This is a genomic window from Rhizobium sp. FY34 (assembly GCF_005222845.1).
GTDB lineage: Bacteria > Pseudomonadota > Alphaproteobacteria > Rhizobiales > Rhizobiaceae > Neorhizobium.
This window is the reverse complement of the sequence record NZ_STFZ01000014.1, coordinates 326,375-344,668: the sequence shown is the minus strand read 5'-3', so window position 1 is coordinate 344,668 and position 18,294 is coordinate 326,375. Positions and strand designations below refer to the sequence as shown.

17 protein-coding genes and 1 pseudogene are annotated in these 18,294 nt (G+C 60.1%); 3 read left to right on the top strand and 15 right to left on the bottom strand.

Annotated elements, in window-relative coordinates:
• Positions 1-63 precede the first annotated feature (63 nt).
• From E8M77_RS12525 to E8M77_RS12455, 15 genes are all read right to left on the bottom strand, one after another.
• A complete protein-coding gene (locus E8M77_RS12525; RefSeq protein ID WP_246659234.1) occupies positions 64-1,557 on the bottom strand; it encodes an aldehyde dehydrogenase family protein in 1,494 nt (497 codons plus the stop codon).
• 87 nt (positions 1,558-1,644) lie between these two features.
• Positions 1,645-2,580, bottom strand: a complete 936-nt coding sequence (locus E8M77_RS12520; RefSeq protein ID WP_137130956.1) for an AraC family transcriptional regulator — start codon at positions 2,578-2,580, stop codon at positions 1,645-1,647.
• A gap of 122 nt (positions 2,581-2,702) precedes the next feature.
• Positions 2,703-3,485 (bottom strand): 3-oxoadipate enol-lactonase, encoded by a 783-nt coding sequence (gene pcaD / locus E8M77_RS12515; RefSeq protein WP_137130955.1) that lies wholly within the window; start codon positions 3,483-3,485, stop codon positions 2,703-2,705.
• Positions 3,485-4,195: an ABC transporter ATP-binding protein gene (locus E8M77_RS12510; protein ID WP_137130954.1), complete on the bottom strand. Its 711-nt coding sequence runs from the start codon at positions 4,193-4,195 to the stop codon at positions 3,485-3,487. Before E8M77_RS12510 ends, pcaD begins: the two co-directional genes overlap by 1 nt.
• The gene (locus E8M77_RS12505) at positions 4,192-4,950 is read right to left on the bottom strand and encodes an ABC transporter ATP-binding protein (protein ID WP_137130953.1); all 759 of its coding nucleotides are present in this window, start codon (positions 4,948-4,950) and stop codon (positions 4,192-4,194) included. The genes E8M77_RS12510 and E8M77_RS12505 overlap by 4 nt, the downstream gene beginning before the upstream one ends.
• Entirely contained in the window at positions 4,947-5,954 is a 1,008-nt protein-coding gene (locus tag E8M77_RS12500; protein ID WP_137130952.1) for a branched-chain amino acid ABC transporter permease, read from the bottom strand. Before E8M77_RS12500 ends, E8M77_RS12505 begins: the two co-directional genes overlap by 4 nt.
• Positions 5,955-5,956: 2 nt before the next feature.
• Positions 5,957-6,829, bottom strand: a complete 873-nt coding sequence (locus tag E8M77_RS12495; RefSeq protein ID WP_137130951.1) for a branched-chain amino acid ABC transporter permease — start codon at positions 6,827-6,829, stop codon at positions 5,957-5,959.
• Between the two features lie 56 nt (positions 6,830-6,885).
• Positions 6,886-8,097 carry an ABC transporter substrate-binding protein gene (locus E8M77_RS12490; protein ID WP_137130950.1) on the bottom strand — a complete coding sequence of 404 codons (1,212 nt, stop codon included), beginning with the start codon at positions 8,095-8,097 and terminating at the stop codon, positions 6,886-6,888.
• Between the two features lie 136 nt (positions 8,098-8,233).
• Entirely contained in the window at positions 8,234-9,016 is a 783-nt protein-coding gene (benD, locus tag E8M77_RS12485; RefSeq protein WP_137130949.1) for a benzoate diol dehydrogenase BenD, read from the bottom strand.
• Positions 9,013-10,029 (bottom strand): benzoate 1,2-dioxygenase electron transfer component BenC, encoded by a 1,017-nt coding sequence (gene benC / locus E8M77_RS12480; RefSeq protein WP_205910484.1) that lies wholly within the window; start codon positions 10,027-10,029, stop codon positions 9,013-9,015. The genes benD and benC overlap by 4 nt, the downstream gene beginning before the upstream one ends.
• Before the next feature lie 15 nt (positions 10,030-10,044).
• Entirely contained in the window at positions 10,045-10,536 is a 492-nt protein-coding gene (gene benB / locus E8M77_RS12475) for a benzoate 1,2-dioxygenase small subunit (protein WP_137130947.1), read from the bottom strand.
• Between the two features lie 106 nt (positions 10,537-10,642).
• On the bottom strand, positions 10,643-12,013 hold the full coding sequence (gene benA / locus E8M77_RS12470; RefSeq protein WP_137130946.1) for a benzoate 1,2-dioxygenase large subunit: 1,371 nt from the start codon (positions 12,011-12,013) through the stop codon (positions 10,643-10,645).
• A 70-nt stretch (positions 12,014-12,083) separates the two neighbouring features.
• Entirely contained in the window at positions 12,084-13,013 is a 930-nt protein-coding gene (gene catA / locus E8M77_RS12465) for a catechol 1,2-dioxygenase (RefSeq protein ID WP_137130945.1), read from the bottom strand.
• A gap of 74 nt (positions 13,014-13,087) precedes the next feature.
• Positions 13,088-13,378 carry a muconolactone Delta-isomerase gene (catC, locus tag E8M77_RS12460; protein WP_137130944.1) on the bottom strand — a complete coding sequence of 97 codons (291 nt, stop codon included), beginning with the start codon at positions 13,376-13,378 and terminating at the stop codon, positions 13,088-13,090.
• Positions 13,379-13,382: 4 nt separating this feature from the next.
• Complete coding sequence (locus tag E8M77_RS12455; protein ID WP_137130943.1) at positions 13,383-14,534, bottom strand: muconate/chloromuconate family cycloisomerase; 1,152 nt, start codon at positions 14,532-14,534, stop codon at positions 13,383-13,385.
• Between the two features lie 95 nt (positions 14,535-14,629).
• Here E8M77_RS12455 and E8M77_RS12450 point away from each other — a divergent pair, with 95 nt between their 5' ends.
• The 3 genes and pseudogenes from E8M77_RS12450 (at position 14,630) to E8M77_RS12435 (ending at position 18,240) form a co-directional block, all read left to right on the top strand.
• Positions 14,630-15,589: a LysR family transcriptional regulator gene (locus tag E8M77_RS12450; protein ID WP_137130942.1), complete on the top strand. Its 960-nt coding sequence runs from the start codon at positions 14,630-14,632 to the stop codon at positions 15,587-15,589.
• Between the two features lie 496 nt (positions 15,590-16,085).
• Positions 16,086-16,672, top strand: a pseudogene (locus E8M77_RS24195) (transposase); the annotation flags it as partial.
• A 629-nt stretch (positions 16,673-17,301) separates the two neighbouring features.
• Positions 17,302-18,240: a LysR family transcriptional regulator gene (locus E8M77_RS12435; protein ID WP_137130941.1), complete on the top strand. Its 939-nt coding sequence runs from the start codon at positions 17,302-17,304 to the stop codon at positions 18,238-18,240.
• The last annotated feature ends 54 nt before the right edge of the window (positions 18,241-18,294 follow it).

Sequence of the window (18,294 nt, the reverse complement as noted above, 5' to 3'; positions counted from 1 at the left end):
ATGCTCCTCCCAGAGCGCGTGTTGTTGCGGTCCGGGGTTCCTCCTCCACCGGACCCATGCCCCTCAGAACGGCAGGCGATGCGCCTGACGCTGCGTCGAAATCCAGCGTTGGGTCGTGAAGGCTTCGATTGCGCCCTTCGGCCCCCATTTGCCGCCGCCACCGGATGCGCCGAGCCCGGAAAACGGGCAATGCGGCTCGTCATGCACCGTGGAATCATTGACATGGACCATGCCGGCATGGATGCGCTCGGCCAGCAGCTCGCCGCGCAGCACGTCGCCGGTGATGACCGAAGCCGACAGCCCGTAAGGTGTATCGTTCGCCAGCGCGATCGCCTCTTCCTCGCTGTCGAAAGGGGTCACCGTCGTCACGGGTCCGAAGATCTCGTCGGTCCAGACACCCATGGACCGCGTCACATCCGTCAGCACGGTTGCCGTGTAGTAGCGACCCTCGGCCTTGCCGCCGCAGTGAAGCCTTGCACCATCCTTCACCGCCTGCTCGACGAGACCTTCGATCCGGCGCAGCTGCCGCTCGTTAATGATTGGTCCGATGACGCAGGTCTGTTCCTGCGGATTGGTGGGCACGAAATGGACGGTCTTCGCCACCAGCTTCTCGACGAAGCGGTCATGGATACTGCGGGCCACCAGGATCTTGTCGCAGGACATGCAGATCTGGCCCTGATGCAGGAAGGAGCCGAAGAAGGCGAGATCGGTGGCACGGTCGAGATCAGCGTCATCAAGGATGATCATCGGGTTCTTGCCGCCCAGTTCCAGGATGATTGGCTTGAAGACCTGGGCACAGGCGGTTGCCAGCAACTGCCCGACGCGGGTGGATCCGGTGAAGCTGATGACAGCAATGCGGCTGTCCTTCACGAAGCTGTCCCCGACCATCGCCGCACCATCGCGGGATGTGGTAATGACGTTGAAGACGCCGGACGGAAAGCCCGCATCGGCAAAGAGCCTGGCCAACATCAGGCCACCGACAACAGGGCTGTCCTCCGATGGTTTGAGGACCGCCGTATTGCCAAGCGCCAGCGCATAGATGAAACCGCGCAGCGACAGATAGAGCGGGAAATTCCACGGGCTGACGACACCAACCACCCCGGCCGGCGCGCGCATGGTGCGATTGATCTTGCCCGGCACCTGGCTCGGATAGATCTCTCCGATCTCGCGGGTGGTCAGCCCGGCAGCCTCGGCAAGCGCCAGGGGCACGAGAGAGCATTCGAACATCGCCTTGCCGAAACCCGAGCCGGTTTCGGCAATCAACATTTCGACAAAATCCTGCTGTCGCTCGACGAACAGCGATGCTGCGCGATGAAACAGGCCCGCCCGCGCTGCCGGTGGAAGTGCTGCCCAGCCGGCTTGCGCGGCAGCGGCTGCTTCGATTGCCGCATCGACATCGGCCTGCCGGGCATCGGGCACATGGGCAACCACGCTGCCATCACTCGGATTGCAGCTCTCAAATGTCGCACCGCCTGCGGCAGCACGCCAGCTGCCACCGATATGCATTTCATGGACGAGGCCAGCCTCGTTTTCGGATGTTTTGATACGTTCCAGCATTGTTTTCCTCCCAGAAACACTGGAGGCAAGGAAAACTGATTTAGGCCGCGTGAACCATGAACAGGACTCGCAGATTCCGGCACCAGACTACCAATCGAGCATGTTCGCCGGCTGCCGGCGCCGCTTGCGATACTCCGCCGGGCTGTCCCCCGTCGTCTTTCGAAATTCGCGACTGAAGTGGCTGGCATCCGAGAAGCCGAGTTCGAAGGCCAGCACCTCGATCGGGTCCCGCGACTGACGAAGCCGGCGCTTTGCTTCCGTCATCCTCAGCCGATTGGCGAAGCGTGCAGGCGTCGTACCGAAGAATTTGCGGAACTGGCGATGCAGCGTCGCTTCCGACGTGACCGCAACACGGGCGAGTTCAACCGTCGAGACATGGCGGCCGAGGTTCTCCCGAATGAGATGCGCTGCGGCGCGGATACCTGTGTCTTCGATCGAGTGATCGAGCACCAGAAGCTGGCTGCTGCGGCTCTGCATCAGCCTCAGGATCGCATCGTCGAGCCTGGTATCGATCCTCAGATCGGCAAAGACGTCTCTCTCGCCGCAGAAGAGGTGCATCAGGCTTGTCAATTGCAGATGCTCGGCTTCTTCGCCGCGCAGGACCGCAAAGGTCGACCAGTCGAGTGCGGCAGCCGTGCGATGTCCGGCTCTGGTCATCCTCTCGTTCAACCGACCAAGGATACCCTCAAGGCGACCTGTTTCGATCTCGAAGCAGTTGCATTGGATGGGCGAGATCTGGCTTGCCAGACCGAGATCGACATCAATCTCGAGCCCCGGCGGCACGAACATTACATCTCCGGTGAAGAACTCGAAGGCATCACTGCCGCCAACGCGCATGATCTTCGTGCCGCCTCTCAGGTCGCAGATGATGGGATTGGAAAATCGAAATGTCACGCGGGCGGGCGTGTTGGTGAAATAGCTCGCCGCCTCAGAAAATGCGGCGTAATGGGCAGTTCGGTATTCGATCAGTTTCTCGACATGATCGGATGACCGCTCATGCAAGTGATTGGGATATGCCTCCATCGTCTCCTCCCTGTCAGACGGATGCCAGTTATGCAGTCAAGGCTCTTGCGAACATCGTGATGACCGGCGCATCGACACAGGGCGATAGGATCCCGTGCCTGTAGCCATGCAGCCGTCGACGTTTATCCTCCCAGAAAGCGCCGGATCTCGCTCGCGACCTCATCACCCGCATCGATCATCGGAAGATGACCGGCGCCCAGGATCGGCACGAAGCGGCTGCCCGCGATGCGATCGGTCGCTTGCCGCACCAGCGAAGGCGGCGTTGAAACATCATCCGTGCCAGCCAGCAGCATCACGGGCAGATCAAGTCGGTGGACCGATGCCGTCAGGTCTGCGTCACGCAACGCCGCGCATGTGGCGATATAGCCCTCCTTCGGCGTCGCCTCGAGCATCCGCTTCCAGCCCTGCCAAGCCTCCGGCTGGGTCTGGGCAAACGACGTGGGGAACCAGCGGGCGAGGAAGCTGTCGGCATGCGCCTCAAGTCCGTTTGCCTCGACAGTCGCGATGCGGGCTGCCCAGAGGTCGGTGTTGCCAATCCTGGGCGCCGTATCGAAGAGCATAAGATGCGAGAAGCGCCCGGCATCTTTCAGCGCCGCATCCATGGCAATGAGGCCGCCAACCGAGACGCCGCAAAGTGCTGTCCTTTCCCAACCGAGCGCCTCCAGCAACGCCAGCAGATCGCCGGAGAGATCGTCAAGTGTGTAGGGACCGACAACATTTTGCGAGAGGCCATGGCCACGTTGGTCGAAAAACACCATCTCGAAATCATCGCGCAGGATCTGCTCGACCGCACCCCAGATGCGCATGTCGGACCCGAGCGAGTTCGTGAAGGCGATCCGAGGTTTGCCGGCTCGCCCGCCGATCCGGTAATGCAGCGCTAGGCCGGATGCAGTCAGAAACGGCATCACTGAACCCCCAAGTGCCGCTCCAGCAGGTCTCCCTGTCCGGCAAGTTCCACCGGTGTTCCCGTAAACACCAGCTTACCCTTGGACATGATGACCATCCGATCGGCGACCTGGCTGAGGTTCTTCACATCCTTGTCGACAACGATCGTCGCGATCCCTTCGGATCGGATGATCCCCAGCGTCTTCCAGATTTCCTGGGCAACCAGCGGAGCAAGGCCTTCGGTTGCTTCGTCGATGAGCAGAAGGTCAGGATTTGTCATCAAAGCGCGACCGATCGTCAGCATCTGCTGCTCGCCGCCGGACAATTGATGACCGCCATGCCCCCGCCGCTGCGCGAGCCTCGGAAAGACGGAAAGAACCCGGTCCAACGTCCATTGACATTTGCCCGTCGGACTCGGCCGCGCTGCCATGACGAGATTTTCGATCACCGAAAGCGAGCCGAAAACGCCCCGCCCTTCCGGAACAATGGCAACGCCCGCCTGCGCGATATGCTCCGGCAATCGCCCACGGATGCTCTTGCCGTTGAGTGCGACCTCTCCCGCCAATTTCGGCAAGGCGCCCACAAGCGACCGCAGGAATGAGGTCTTGCCCATGCCATTTCGACCGAGAAGAGCGATCTGCTCGCCCGGACTGATCTGCAGGTCGATCCCATGCAGCACCTGGCTTGCACCATAAAAGCCTTGCAGCCCCTCGACTGTCAGGAGTGTCATGCGCCGTCCTCCGTTTCTCCCAGATAGGCGGCGCGCACCTTGGCATTGCGGCGCACCTCTTCGACCGCACCGGATGCGATCACCTGCCCGTCCGCCATGACGGTCAGCCTGTCGGCGATGGCGAAAACGATGTCCATGTCATGCTCGACGAGCAGAATGCCCCGGCCAACGGCCAGTCCGCGGATGACCTCCGCCATACGCTTGGCCTCGGAATGCCCCATACCGGCCAGAGGCTCATCGAGAAGCAGCACTTTGGGCTTCGTCGCAAGCACCATCGCCACCTCCAGCTGGCGTTGCTCGCCATGGCTCATCTGGCGCGCAACAGTCGTGGCCCGATCCGCCAGACCCGTCTCTTGAAGGGCAGCCAGTGCCGCGGCCTCCGTCTCCATCTCGACCGACCTGACACGACGCATCGCGAGCGTGTTGTGCCTTGCGCTCTGTGCAGCGAGGCGAACATTGTCAAGAACGGTGCGCTCATGGAAGATCGTCGTCTTCTGATAAGAGCGCCCGATGCCTGCACGGCAGCGGCGATGGGGCGCCTCTCCTGTCACGTCCTTGCCCTCAAGAAGAACGCGTCCGGCACTCACCGAAAGATCGCCCGACAACAGGTTGATCAGCGACGACTTACCGGCCCCGTTGGGTCCGATGACGGCGTGTATTTCGCCTTGACGCAGGCGAAGTGAAACGTCAGAGACGGCAAGCAGACCGCCGAAGCGTTTGCTCAGTCCCTCGACAACGAGCAGATCCTTAGTCATTGCTTGCCTCCCACGACAATCGGTTGCGTCACAGGCGCCGTCCGGCGAAACCAGCCCTGCGGCAAGGTCAAGCGCAGGATGTCCTGCAGACCGCCCGGCAGGAACAGGACGAGCGCCACGATCACGCCGCCGTAGACCAGCTTCCATTGCTCGCCGAGATAGATCTTCAGAATGTCCTCAAGCACGACGAGGACGACGGCACCGAAGAGCGGCCCGGCGACCTTGCGGGTACCACCGAGAACCACCATGACCAGCGCAACGGCGGACATGTGCCATCCCAGCATCTGCGGGGCGACGAAGCCGAACTGCGCAGCGGACAGGTAACCGGCAAGCCCCGCCATCACCGCCGAGACGATGAAGGCGACGAGGCGGACGGCAAACACCGGAATGCCGAGTGACATGGCCCGCCTTTCATTGTCACGGGCAGCCGTCAGCGAATCTCCGAAAGGACTTGCAAGCAGGTGGGTGATCAACGCCCAGGACAAGGCGCAACAGACGAGTGCCACCATGTAGAAGGTGAGCGGGTTCTCCAGGTCGATGGAAAGGCCGCCTAGCGTCAGCAGAGGCTTTACATAAAGGAAGATCCCGTCCGAACCACCGCCGATCGAGGTGTCGTGAAACAGGAAATACAGCATTTCCCCGAAGGCGAGCGTCACCATGATGAAGTAGATGCCGCGGGTGCGTAGCGAAAGCGCACCAATGACAGCCGCCACCAGGGCAACCACGGCAAGCGCGACCAACAGCGTCCAGACAAGGTTCGGCGCCTCGTATTCCGGGGTCACCAGGACGAGTACGTAGCCCGCCAGGCCGAAGAAGGCCGCATGACAGAGGCTGACCATGCCGCCAAAGCCGACATTCAGGTTGAGCGACATTGCGAGAATGCCGAGCAGCATCACCTTGGCGGCGAACTGCAGATAGTAGTCACCGACCACCAAAGGCAGGAACAGAGCCGTAGCAAACATGGCTGCCATCGGCGCGCTGCTCCTCGAAAACAAGGGCGTCATGATCAGATCTCCCGTTTGCCCATGATGCCGGTGGGCCGCCAGAGCAGCACCAGTGCCATGAGCAGATAGATGAGGACACCGGCGAATTCCGGCAGGAAGACTTTCCCGAATGTGTCGATAAGGCCGATCAGCAGCGCGCCGATGGCCGCACCGGGCACGGAGCCCACGCCCCCCAGCACAACCACTACGAAAGAGAGGATCAGCATGCTGTCACCCATGCCTGGAAAGACGGTGGACACCGGTGCAATGACGGCGCCGGCAAGCGCCGCCAGCGCGATGCCCACGGCAAATACCAGCCGGTTCACCCTGTCGAAGGGAATCCCAAGCGCCCGCGTCATGTCACGGTTCTCCGCTCCGGCACGGACGATCATGCCGATGCGCGTGCGGTTGATAACGAAGAAGATGGCAGCTGCCACCAGCAGACAGAAACCGATGAGCGCGACCCGGTAATGCGGGTAGGACTGGAGATCGGTCAGCTGGATCGACCCGGACAGCCATTCCGGCAAAGGAACCGAATACACATCGCGGCCGAAGACGATCTGACGCAGCTTGTCGAGCACCAGGATCAGGCCGAAGCTGAGCAAGACCTGCGACAGGTGATCGCGCCCATAGAGGCGCTTGATGAACAGGCTTTCGAGCAGCAGGCCCAGAAGAAAACTGACGACGAAGGCCGCAACGATGCCGATGAACAGATTTCCCGTGGCAAGCGTAAACCACCAGGCGAAATAAGCGCCCAGCATGTAGAAGGCACCATGGGCGAGATTGATGACCCCGAGGATGCCGAAAACGAGGGTCAACCCGCTGGCGACTAGAAACAGCACGAGCCCATACTGCACGGCATTCAACAGCTGGATGGCGAAGGTGGCGATATCCATGAACATCTCCGGAAGGTTGGGGATAGGCGGGGCACCGGAATGCCCCGCCGGCAGCATCAGGTCATCTTGCAGCCACGGGCCGGATCGGCCACACCCTTGCTGGCCACGGAAACCAGTGTGTTTTTGCCCTGTCGCACTTCCCGCAGGTAGATATCCTGGATCGGGTTATGCGCGGCGGAGAAAGCCAGCGGTCCGCGCGGGCTATCCAGCTTGGCGCTGCCCATTACGGCAAACATTGCATCACGAGCGGCACTGTCGCCCTTGGTGGCCGTGAGGCCCACATCCAACAATGCTGCGGCATCAAAGCCCTGGACTGCATAGATATCGCCAACCTGCCCGGTCTTCTTCTTGAAAGCCTCCAGAAATGCGACATTGGCCGGATTGTTGAGATCATCGGCATAATGCAGTGTCGTGCGGATGCCTTCAGCCGCAGCCCCTTGCGCCGGCAGAGTGCCATCGGTGAGGAAGCCCGTGCCATAGAGCGGGATCTTGCCCTGCAAGCCGGCAGCTGCGTAATCGGTCACGAATTTCACTGCGCCGCCTCCGGCGAAGAAAGCGAAGACGGCATCCGGTTTCAGCTGCGCAATGCGGGTGATCATGGCCTGGAACTCGACCTCCGGGAAGGGAAGCGTCAGTTCTTCCACCACGGTACCGCCGGCCTTGGTAAAGCCCTCGGCAAAGCCCTTGGCCATCTGGATGCCTGCCGCATAGCGCCAGGTAATGCTGACGACATTGCGGTGGCCAACATAGTGCATGACCTTGCCCATCGGTTCAGACACCTGCCAGTTGGAGAAGGAGGTGCGGAAGATATTGGGAGCACAGAGCGGGCCGGTTGCCTCGTCGGCGCCCGCATTGGGAATGATGAGCGGCACGCCCGTATCACGCGCCACCTTGACCATCGCCATGGCAACGCCGGAATGCACGGTGCCGACGACGAAATCCACCTTGTCGCGGCCCACCAGCCTGTTCATGTTGTCCGTGGCGGTTTCCGGCTTGGATTCATCGTCGAGGCGGATGAATTCGACAGGCCGTCCGCCCAACATGCCGCCCTTCTGCTCGACATAAAGGCTAAAGCCGTTGTCGATGAACTGGCCGAGCTTGGCGAATGTGCCGCTTGATGGCAGCATAAGCCCCACTTTCAGCGGGGCGCCTTGCGAAAGGGCCGGGCTTGGAAAGCCGAGCGCCAGGCCGGTTGCGCCGGCTGCGGATGCGGCCAACAGTCCGCGACGGCTGATTGCGAACTTGGAAACACTCTTGTCATTTGTCATTTTTGTTCCTCCTCTTATCGGTTATCGACGGGGGCCTTCTCCTCAAGACGCCCCGGTCGGGTGGCAGATCGACACTGTCAGTTTGTTTCTCAAGCCTGGTCGTCCCGGCACGTGTTCACGCCGGTCGGATAAGGCTCTAGCCGCTATCGCCGCCTCCGACGGGCAGGATGGTGCCCGTCAGGTAGGAGGCTTCATCGGACGCCATGAAGAGGATGGCATTCGCCTGTTCCTCCAGCGTCCCGTATCGTTTCATGAAACTGCTCTGCTTGGTCTGGGCCACGACCTCGGCCATCCAGCGGCGCTCGTCTTCGCTCTGCGCATTCGCATTGCGCGGAATTTTACGTGGCGGCGCTTCCGTACCACCCGGCGCGACTGCGTTGACGCGGATGCCACGGGTGGCATTTTCCATGGCAAGTGACAGGGTCAGTGCGTTGACCGCGCCCTTCGCCGCCGAATAGGGCACGCGATTGATGCCGCGCGTCGCAATCGACGACACGTTGACGATAACACCTGCTTGGGCGGCAATCATTGATGGCAGCACCGCGCGACAGCACCAGAGCGTCGGGAAGAGAGACCGGCTGACCTCAGCCACGATCTGCTCCGCCTCGAAGACTTCGAAGGGCTGCATCCAGATGGCGCCACCGACATTGTTGACCAGGATGTCGATGCGGCCGGCCTGCTCAAGAGCCGTGGCAATTGCCTTGTCTGCGCCTTCCCAGCTTTCCAGGTCCGCAGTGATCGCATGCGCCATCCCACCCTGTGCGGTGATCTCCGCAGCGACCTCGTTGACCAGTTGCGAGCGGTCGATGAGCGCAACGGTTGCCCCTTCGCCCGCTGCCCGTAGGGCAACTTCGCGACCTATACCCTGGGCGGCACCGGTTACCACCATCACCTTGTCGGCAAAGCGCTCGCGGCTCATTGTACCGTCTCCGCCGGATTGAACTTCTCGTAATGGAAGACGGCGGGTGTGACCCCGATCGTGCTGAAGTGCCGGCGCACGGCCTCCACCATCGGCGGCGGACCGCAGAGATAGACGTCACAGTCCCCGCCATTGAGGTCGCCGGCCCCGAAATGGTCGGTGACGAAGCCCTTGAGCGGCGCCTGGCTCTGTGGATCGGATATGCAGACATCATAGGTGAAGCCCGGAAGCTTGGCGCGCAGCGCCTCCAGACGCTGCACCTCGACCAGATCCACATCGCGCGTGACGCCATAGATCAGCCGGACGGTTTGCAACGGCTCATCGCGCTCAGAGAGATGCTCGAGCATGGCAAGGAACGGCGCAAGCCCGGTTCCACCCGCCAGAAACAGCGCCGGACGCTTCATTTCACGCAGGTAGAAAGCGCCGGACGGCCCCTTCAACGTCAACCGGTCGCCGGGCTTGGCCTTTGTGGATAGATAGGTGGACATCAGACCGCCTGGAATGTTGCGCACCAGAAAGTCCACCCGTCCATCACTCACCATGGACGAGAAGGAATAGGCGCGACTGGTATCCATGCCAGGCACGGAGACCTGCACATACTGGCCGGGCAGGAAACCCAGCGCATCCGGATCATCCAGCGAGACCGAAAAGCCAAGGGTCGTGTGAGACAGCGGGCGCACTTCGAGGAGGCTTGCGCCGAATTCAGCCGGACCGCTCTTGCACATGGCCGACGTGGCCGGAACCGAGACGACGCAATCGCTGCTGGGGCGCATCTGGCAGCTCAGGGCAAAGCCCTGGCTGCGCTCGTCGTCCGACAGCGCATCCTCTATGTAGTCGCCCAGCTCGAAGGAGCCGGCCTCCACCTTGCACTTGCAGGTGCCACACACACCATCGCGGCAGTCCATCGGAATGTTCAGCCGGGCGCGATAGGCGGCATCGACCAGGACTTCGTTTGCACCGCATTCGATGAAGCGGGTCACGCCGTCCTCGAAGTTCAAAGCCACTCTCGGCATGATCTTTCCCTCTGCTCAGACGTGATAGATATCGATGACGTGGTGAATGTAGTCGTTGACGAGAACGATCTTCTTCGATGCGATCAGCATCTGGCCGCCCGACACTTCGAGCGTGTAATAATTGGTGCCGTAATGGGTGTCGGTGGTCTTGTAGCGGAAGTTCTGCGTCATCCAGTTGAAGCGGATCTCCAGCTTTTCCGGCGTCTGCGACAGGATCTCGACATTGGAAATATGGTGCAGCGTGCGCGGCTCGGGCAGACTGGTGGCGCTGGACCGGTCGGTACGGATGCGGAAGATGCGATCTTCCAGCCCCTGTTTGGTGGGGTAGTACATCAGCGAAATTTCTGTCTGCGGATCCTCCGTCAGCCGGTCATCATCATCCCAGGCCGGCATCCAGAAATCGACATGGGGGGCGTACAGTGCAAGCCAGCTGTCCCAATCGCGGTCATCGAGATAACGCGCCTCGCGATACAGGAAGTCTTCCACCTCTTGGCGGGATATCGTCATGTTTCCTCCTCGAACCGCATCTAAGGCGGCCGTATCCTTTCCAGGTGGGCGCGCCCTCCCGGCCCGCCCGCACATCCATGTGTCAGTTGGTTCGTTTGCCGACCACTCAGAGGGTCGGATCGCGTCCGATGGCCTTCTGCAGCGCCTGTTTCCAATAGCTGTGCTGGACGACGAACAGGCCCTCGTCCTCGGTCTTCACACCTGACAACAGCGGCTGAAGCCCGATGGCTGCAGCCCCATCATCCGGGCCTTCGATCCAGTGGGCCGCGCCGCGGCTCAGGTCGTTCCATTCCGCATGGCGCGCCTGATAGCCGATCTGGCAGGAGCGGAACTCCTCGAGATCATCGGGCGTTGCCATGCCGCTGGCATTGAAGAAATCCTCATACTGGCGGATACGGCGCGCGCGTGCTTCGGCACTCTCGCCCTTGGGCGCGATGCAATAGATCGTCACTTCCGTCTTATCCACGGCGATCGGCCGGTACATGCGGATCTGCGAGGAGAATTGATCCATCAGATAGACGTTCGGATAAAGGCAGAGATTGCGCGAGCGGTCGATCATCCAGTCAGCCCAGGCTTGACCGAACTGCTCCGTCAGTTCGCCGCGCTTTTCCGCCAATGGCCGGTCTTCCGGGTTCGACCAGCGGGTCCACAGCAGCAGATGCCCATGCTCGAAGGAATAGAAGCCGCCTCCCTGCTTGGCCCATCCGCCGGCATCCATGGCGCGGGTGACATCCTGGCCATTGGCCGCAGCAATCGCCTCCTTGCGGTGTTGCGTCGTCGCCGCATAGTTCCAGTGGACCGAGGAGACATGGTAGCCGTCGGCACCGTTTTCGGTCTGCAGCTTCCAATTGCCGTCATAAACATAGGTCGAGCTGCCACGCAGGATCTCCAGCCCGTCAGGAGACTGGCCCACCACCATGTCGATGATCTTGCGCGCCTCGCCCAGATGTTCTTCCAGCGAAAGCACGTCGGCATTGAGGCTGCCGAACAGGAAGCCGCGATAGCTTTCGAACCGGGCGACCTTGGTCAGGTCGTGTGAACCGTTCTTGTTGAACTGCTCGGGATAGCCAGCGCCATTCGGATCCTTGGCCTTCAGCAGCTTGCCCGTATTGGAGAAGGACCAGCCGTGGAAGGGGCAGGTATAGGTGGACTTGTTGCCGCGCTTGTGGCGGCAGACCATCGCGCCGCGATGCGAGCAGGCATTGAGGAAGCAGTGCAGCTCACCGTTCTTGTCGCGCGAGATGACGATAGGCTGACGCCCGATGAAGCCCGTGAGGTAGTCATTCGGGCTGGGAATCTGGCTCTCATGCGCCAGATAGACCCAGTTGCCTTCCCAGATGTGCTTCATCTCCAGTTCGAAAAGTTCCGGATCAGTGAAGATGTCTCGGCGACAGCGATAGGTGCCTGTCGCAGCATCATCGACGACGGACGCTTCAAGCTTGTTCTCGATGTAGGGATCGACGGTCACGTCAAGCATGCTTTTCTCCTCCTAAACGGGGGTGGGGCAGAGCCCTCACCCCTTCCAGTTGTTCAGCCGGACAGGTTGCTTACGCGGCCTGCGCCCGTTCGCGATTAACGATGGTGCCGACGACACCTTCGACGGCCGGCATCAGCACGAAGTCGAATTCGATGGTGGCGAAAGGCTCCTGGACCTGGTTGTCGGCCATCGCCTTGGGATCGGTGACGCGCTCGACCGGCGGGATCAGATCGTCACGCGTGCCGAAGGCAAAGTCGTCGAACAGATAGGGATCGCCCTCGATGTTGATCTGTGTCGTCAGGTGACGGTGACCGGGAGCTTCCACGAAGAAGTGGATGTGGGCCGGCCGGTTGCCGTGACGCCCGATGGCGAACAACAGCTTTTCCGTATTGCCGCCCGGAGGCGTCGAATAGCCGCTCGGCATGATGGTGCGGAAGCGATACCGCCCCTCGGCGTCGGTGACGATGCGACGGCGCAGGTTGTAAGGTGCCTGCTCGGGATCGAAGTGCGAATAGTTGCCGCGCGTGTTGGCGTGCCACACATCAACCACGGCACCGGCCACCGGCTTGCCGTATTGATCGCGCACCTGACCGTTCATGAACAGGACTTCGCCCTTGTCCGAACCGTCGTCGAGACGCGCAAAATGCTGACAGAGAGGTGCACCGGCGATGTAGAGCGGGCCTTCGATGGTACGGGACGTACCGCCGGCAAGACCGGCACGACGCTCTTCCTCGTCGAGACGCAGATCGAGGAAATGCTCAAGACCGATGCCGGGCGCGATCAGGCCAAGCTCGTTGCTGCGACCGGCGGCTCCGATATAGGCGACCGCGCTCCACACCTCGTTCATGCTGATATCCAGATCGTCGATCGCCTGGAAGAGATCCGCCAGCAGGCGGTTCATGATTTCCTTCAGACGGCGGTCGCCGCCTTCCTCGTCGATCCCGCTTGCGCGCCTTGCGAGCGCTGCGATCACTTCCTTTTCGATCAGACCCTTTGCCATGACATCCTCCTTTGGCATGTGCGACCCCACGAGGTCGCTATTGATGGGTGAGAAAACCGTCCCTCCCGGACGATTCAGGTGTCGTCGTCGCGGATCGACGAGGGATGCCGGCAAAGCGGCATCACCTTGATCTCCATGAACGGAAACAGCGGCAGATTGGACAGGATGTCATGCAAGGCCTGAGGGCTTGCGACATCAAAAATGCTGACATTGGCGAAACGGCCGGCGATGCGCCACAGATGCCGCCACTGCCCCGTCCGCTGGAGCTCATGGGCTTGCTCCCGCTCGAGTACCTTCATTCGCTCGACCTCCTCCTTCGGAATGTCGTGCGGAATGTTGACGGTCATTTCGACATGAAAAAGCATGAATTTACCCCACCACGCGCAAGGAATTGGCCGGCTTGCCGTCGCGTCGGAACCGGGCGACAGCCGCTTCATCGAGATCAATTCCCAGACCGGGCCCAGTCGGCAGCTTCAGCTCGAAATCTGAGAAATTCAGCGGTTCCTGCAGGATGTCTTCCGTGAGCAGCAGGGGACCGAAAAACTCCGTTCCCCAATGCAGATCCTTCACACCCGCCATGAGCTGGGCTGCAGCGATCGTGCCGATCGGGCCTTCCAGCATGGTGCCGCCATAGATGCTGACACCCGCCGTCTCGGCAATGGCCACCACCTTTGCAGCAGCAAAGAGACCGCCAGCCTGTTCGATCTTGATGGAGAAGACGTCGCCCGCGCGTGCCACAGCCGCTTCCAGCGCACTTTCAGGGCCGACAAGCACCTCATCGGCCATGATGGCGATGGAAGATGTGCGCGTCAGCCTCGCAAGAGGCGCAATGCCGGCCACCGGCTGTTCGACAAGCACGCAGCCCGCGTCAGCGAGGGCAGCAATGCCCTGACGTGCCTCGCGTTCGCGCCAGGCCATGTTCACATCGACGCGGATGGAAGCGTGATCCGGCAGCGCCTTGCGAATTTCGGCCACATGGCGGACATCGTCGGTAAGCACGCGACGACCGATCTTCAGCTTGAAATCCTTGTGACGACGCCGATCCAGCATGGTCTGCGCCTCATCGATGTCCTTGGCCGTATCGCCGGACGCCAGCGTCCAGGCAACCGGCAGACTGTCACGCCGACGACCACCCAGAAGTTCCGACAGCGGCAGTCCCAGGCGGCGTGCATGGCAATCCAGCAAAGCCGATTCCACGGCACATTTGGCGAAATGATTGCCCTTAACCGCCCCTGTCACACGGTCCATCAAGGACTGGATGCGCGCGGCGTCCTGACCGATCAGAAGCGGCGCGACATAGGTATCAATGGTAAGCTTCATCCCCTCGGGGCTTTCCGAACCATAGGCAAGGCCACCGATGGTCGTGCCTTCACCCAAGCCCTCAAACCCATCGGCGCAGCGGATCCGCACGATCGTCATGCTCTGGCCGCTCATGGTCACCATCGACAGACGGTGCGGTCTGATGGTAGGCAAATCGAGTATAATCGTCTCGATCTCGACGATGCGACTTTCTGCTGACACCACGCTTCCTCCCTGTCTTGATAGGGAAATTAGCGTTCTGCCGGAAATCAGTCCAAAACTATAAAAGTGGCATTCGATACTCAAAAGGTATGAAAATGGAACTGAGACAGCTGAGGTACTTTGTTGCGGTTGCACGTGAGAGAAACTTTTCCCGTGCTGCGGAAATTCTGCATATGGCCCAACCGCCTCTCAGCCGGCAGATCCAGCAGTTGGAAGAGGAACTGGGCGTTCTCCTCATCGACCGCAGTCACCGCCCTCTGACGCTGACCGAGGCCGGGCGCTTCTTCTACCGGCAGGCCGGCCAGATCATCGCCAGGACCGAGCATGTGCGCGAACAGACCCGACGTATCGGCCTGTCGCGACGGGAAAGGTATATCATTGGCTGTGTCGGCTCGACGCTGTACGGCGGCATGCCGGACCTTGTTCGCCGAATGCGGATCCGCTGGCCGGATCTTGACTTCGAAATCCGCGAAATGGCCTCGACCGAACAGGTGAGCGCGCTTAAGGAACACCGGATCGATCTCGGCTTCGGGCGAGTGCGCTTCAACGATCGCGAGGTGGAAAGACTGACATTGCGGGAGGAACGCCTGGTTCTGGCCCTGCCCAAGGGGCACCCGAAGTCCTTTTCCAATGAGCCGATTGCGCTGACCGAACTGCAAAACGAGCCGCTGCTCGTCTATCCCTCTCAACCCCGGCCGAGTTTTGCCGATGAAGTTCTCAATATGCTGGAGGAACTGGGCGTTTCGCCGTCGCATGTCGATGAGGTGCGTGAAATCCAGACGGCCCTTGGCATTGTTGCCGCAGGCGTCAGCCTCTGCATCATTCCGGCTGCCTCCCAACGCCAACGACCAGACGATGTCTGCTACCGCATGATCAAGGACGAGAATGCAACTTCCCCCATCATCATGAGCTACAGACGCGAAGAAGCCGGCAGCCGTATCGAGGAGATCAAGCAGATCATCCGCGAAATGTATGCTGACAATCCCATCTGGCTACAGCTCTCCAATGTGAAGATAGATTCCGGAGTTGAGCTTAGGCCGACGGATTCCAACTGAGCCAGCCTGCCCGGCGGCCGGTTTCATGGACATCGAGTTCAGGTGTTCCAGCTGAACCCGGAGAGCTTGAATGCAAAGACGAATATGCAGCCGTGAGCACAAGCTTTAAGCCGTGAAGTTGCCGCAACAACGTGGCGTCAGTGTTGCGCAGCCAGCCGGCGATCTGGAAGTTCAAAAGGTGACTCGCGTTTCGATCAACCACTGCCCATCTATGACGACTTTTGCAGAATTGAATTTTTGCTTTGACAGTGCGGACATCGGATCTGTGCTCCCGGTATAGCAAGTACATTGATCGCGTCCGCCAGCACTTTCAATGTCACATCGACCGGCAAGTTGGACAGGCCGTAACCTGCGTCGGCCAGCACTGTGCCAAACCGGATACCGTTCACGATCAACCGATCGATCTCAGCAAGAGCAATTGGAGACCTCGAAATACCTCCCCCTTTGCCGGTGTTCGTGATTCCATCCTGCTTGTGTGATTTGCTGGGAACGGCTGATGCGGGGACAGCCGGGTTTTTGGGATTTGGACGAGCGTTACGAGCGGCTGAGCGCGGTCGGCGATCCTCTGGAAAAGCTGAACGCGATCATTCCATGGTCGGTGTTTGAAAAGCCGTTCGCCAAGCCGCTGAAGCGATCGGATGGATCGAACGGCGGCCGTTCGCCGTTTCCGGCGGTCATGATGTTCAAGATCCTGGTTCTGCAGGCTCTCTGTAATCTCTCTGACGATGAGGCCGAGTTCGTCATCCAGGACCGGCTGTCCTTCATGCGGTTTCTGGGGCTCGGCCTGTCCGACAAGATTCCAGATGCCAAAACGATCTGGCTGTTTCGCGAAAGCCTCGTGCGAGCCGGTGCCATCGAAAACCTTATCGCACGTTTCGACAAACATCTCTCACGGTCCGGGTATCTGGCCAGGGGTGGGCAGATCATAGATGCGACAATCATCCAGGCTCCAGGCAGCACAACAGCCAGGAAGAGAAGGGCGCGATCAAAGCCAGTGAGATACCGCAGGACTGGAAGGAGAAGCCCGGCAAGCTTGCACAGAAGGATCGCGATGCGCGCTGGACGGTGAAGTATTCCAAGGCCAAGAAACCGACGGAAACGCCGACACCCATGACGAGGAACGCTCCGAAAGGGGCGTGAATGCCAGTACCGACAGTTCAAATATCGCCACCGGTCGCGGCGATAGGCTCAGATCGTCCCGTCAACCCAGGAAATCGGGGTAAATCGAGGTGTCCAATCTCCGGCTTCGTGCGAGAGGTCCGCATGTCGTCTGGAACGCCGGCGCAGTTCAATCAAGAATGGCGACGTCTGGAAAATCGAGAAGCGCAACCACCAGCCTACCGTGCAATAAGATGATCTATCACAATGCAAGGCTCTCTACTGAAAAATTCCAGGAGGCTCATCGGTTCTTCTAATGTGCTTCTTTCTTACAAAGATCTCCCGGTTCCAGTGTCATGTGGGAAGATCTTCGCTCCTCTTCGGGAGCTGTGCTATGACCGTTCCGGAAGAGGACCGATCGACATTCAGGGTTTGGAGCGTGGCATGGCCAGAAATAGTTCAGTTTTAGGAGCGAAGCCGCCGGTGGATCCGATATCCATCCAGGTTTCGCGACGCGAAAGTGAGCGATTTTTGCCATATCCTGAAAGGACGCGGCGCAATTCGACGTGGAATGCGTCGCCAATCTCTAGTGGAGGAATGATAAGGGGGGTCTCTTGACATCGGCACCTAAAGACCAGGTTTCTGCGCGAAGCTCTTTGCCGGCAATCGATCTCGTAACCATGAAGCTTTTCGCTTCGGTTGTCGACCACGCCAACATTGCGGCTGCTTCGCGCCTAAACAACATAGCTGCTTCGGCCGTTAGCAAGCGCATCTCCGACCTGGAGGCACTATTGGGCGTGAAGCTTCTTTATCGGTTGAAGGATGGAGTAGAACCGACGCCGGCCGGAATCGTGCTGTTGCGCCATATCCGTCGTGTGCTGGCGCAGTTGGAAGAGCTCGATGCTGAAATCAGCGAATACTCGGATGGCGATAAGGGGCAGGTCCGTGTCTGGGCCAACACGTCAGCGGTCACGCAGTTTCTACCAGAAGACCTTACGCATTACCTTGGACTGTATCCAGATGTCGGAGTTCTTCTAAAGGAAGAAACAAGCGGCATCATCGTAAACGCCATCCGTGATGGACTCGCCGATATTGGCATTTTTTCCGAACATACAAGTCATCCTGGTCTGGAGACAAGAGTCTACCGTCGAGATACGTTGATGGTTATCGTGCCTCGGGGCCATGAACTCGAGGGCAAGTCGGGCGTCAGGATGCTGGAAGTGGCGCAATACCAGCAGGTGGGTCTTCAGGACGGCAGTTCTTTGCAGGCAAAGCTGACGAACGAAGCGGTCTTGAACGAAAAGGCCTTGCGCTTCCGGGTCAAGGTCATGAGCTTCGACGGTGTCCGTCGAATGGTCGAGGCTGGCCTCGGCGTTGCGGTTCTTCCAGCGGGTGCCGTCCTTCCCTATCTCGGGACTGGTATGTTCTCCAGCGTACCGTTGGATGAACAATGGGCGACCCGTGCCCTGCTCATCGGCTGCCGGGAATACAAATCCCTGCCGATCGTTGCCCGGGCACTGCTCGATCTGCTTGCGCCGGCGCAGAGCAAGTGAAAGTGAAAGTTATTTCGCATGAATACTCTCAGAAAGAGCATCTCAGGCGGGGCC

Coding starts and splice junctions, on each gene's coding strand:
- E8M77_RS12525 (WP_246659234.1), bottom strand. CDS start 1,557: ATGCTGGAACGTATCAAAACATCCGAAAACGAGGCTGGCCTCGTCCAT.
- E8M77_RS12520 (WP_137130956.1), bottom strand. CDS start 2,580: ATGGAGGCATATCCCAATCACTTGCATGAGCGGTCATCCGATCATGTC.
- pcaD (WP_137130955.1), bottom strand. CDS start 3,485: ATGCCGTTTCTGACTGCATCCGGCCTAGCGCTGCATTACCGGATCGGC.
- E8M77_RS12510 (WP_137130954.1), bottom strand. CDS start 4,195: ATGACACTCCTGACAGTCGAGGGGCTGCAAGGCTTTTATGGTGCAAGC.
- E8M77_RS12505 (WP_137130953.1), bottom strand. CDS start 4,950: ATGACTAAGGATCTGCTCGTTGTCGAGGGACTGAGCAAACGCTTCGGC.
- E8M77_RS12500 (WP_137130952.1), bottom strand. CDS start 5,954: ATGACGCCCTTGTTTTCGAGGAGCAGCGCGCCGATGGCAGCCATGTTT.
- E8M77_RS12495 (WP_137130951.1), bottom strand. CDS start 6,829: ATGGATATCGCCACCTTCGCCATCCAGCTGTTGAATGCCGTGCAGTAT.
- E8M77_RS12490 (WP_137130950.1), bottom strand. CDS start 8,097: ATGACAAATGACAAGAGTGTTTCCAAGTTCGCAATCAGCCGTCGCGGA.
- benD (WP_137130949.1), bottom strand. CDS start 9,016: ATGAGCCGCGAGCGCTTTGCCGACAAGGTGATGGTGGTAACCGGTGCC.
- benC (WP_205910484.1), bottom strand. CDS start 10,029: ATGCCGAGAGTGGCTTTGAACTTCGAGGACGGCGTGACCCGCTTCATC.
- benB (WP_137130947.1), bottom strand. CDS start 10,536: ATGACGATATCCCGCCAAGAGGTGGAAGACTTCCTGTATCGCGAGGCG.
- benA (WP_137130946.1), bottom strand. CDS start 12,013: ATGCTTGACGTGACCGTCGATCCCTACATCGAGAACAAGCTTGAAGCG.
- catA (WP_137130945.1), bottom strand. CDS start 13,013: ATGGCAAAGGGTCTGATCGAAAAGGAAGTGATCGCAGCGCTCGCAAGG.
- catC (WP_137130944.1), bottom strand. CDS start 13,378: ATGCTTTTTCATGTCGAAATGACCGTCAACATTCCGCACGACATTCCG.
- E8M77_RS12450 (WP_137130942.1), top strand. CDS start 14,630: ATGGAACTGAGACAGCTGAGGTACTTTGTTGCGGTTGCACGTGAGAGA.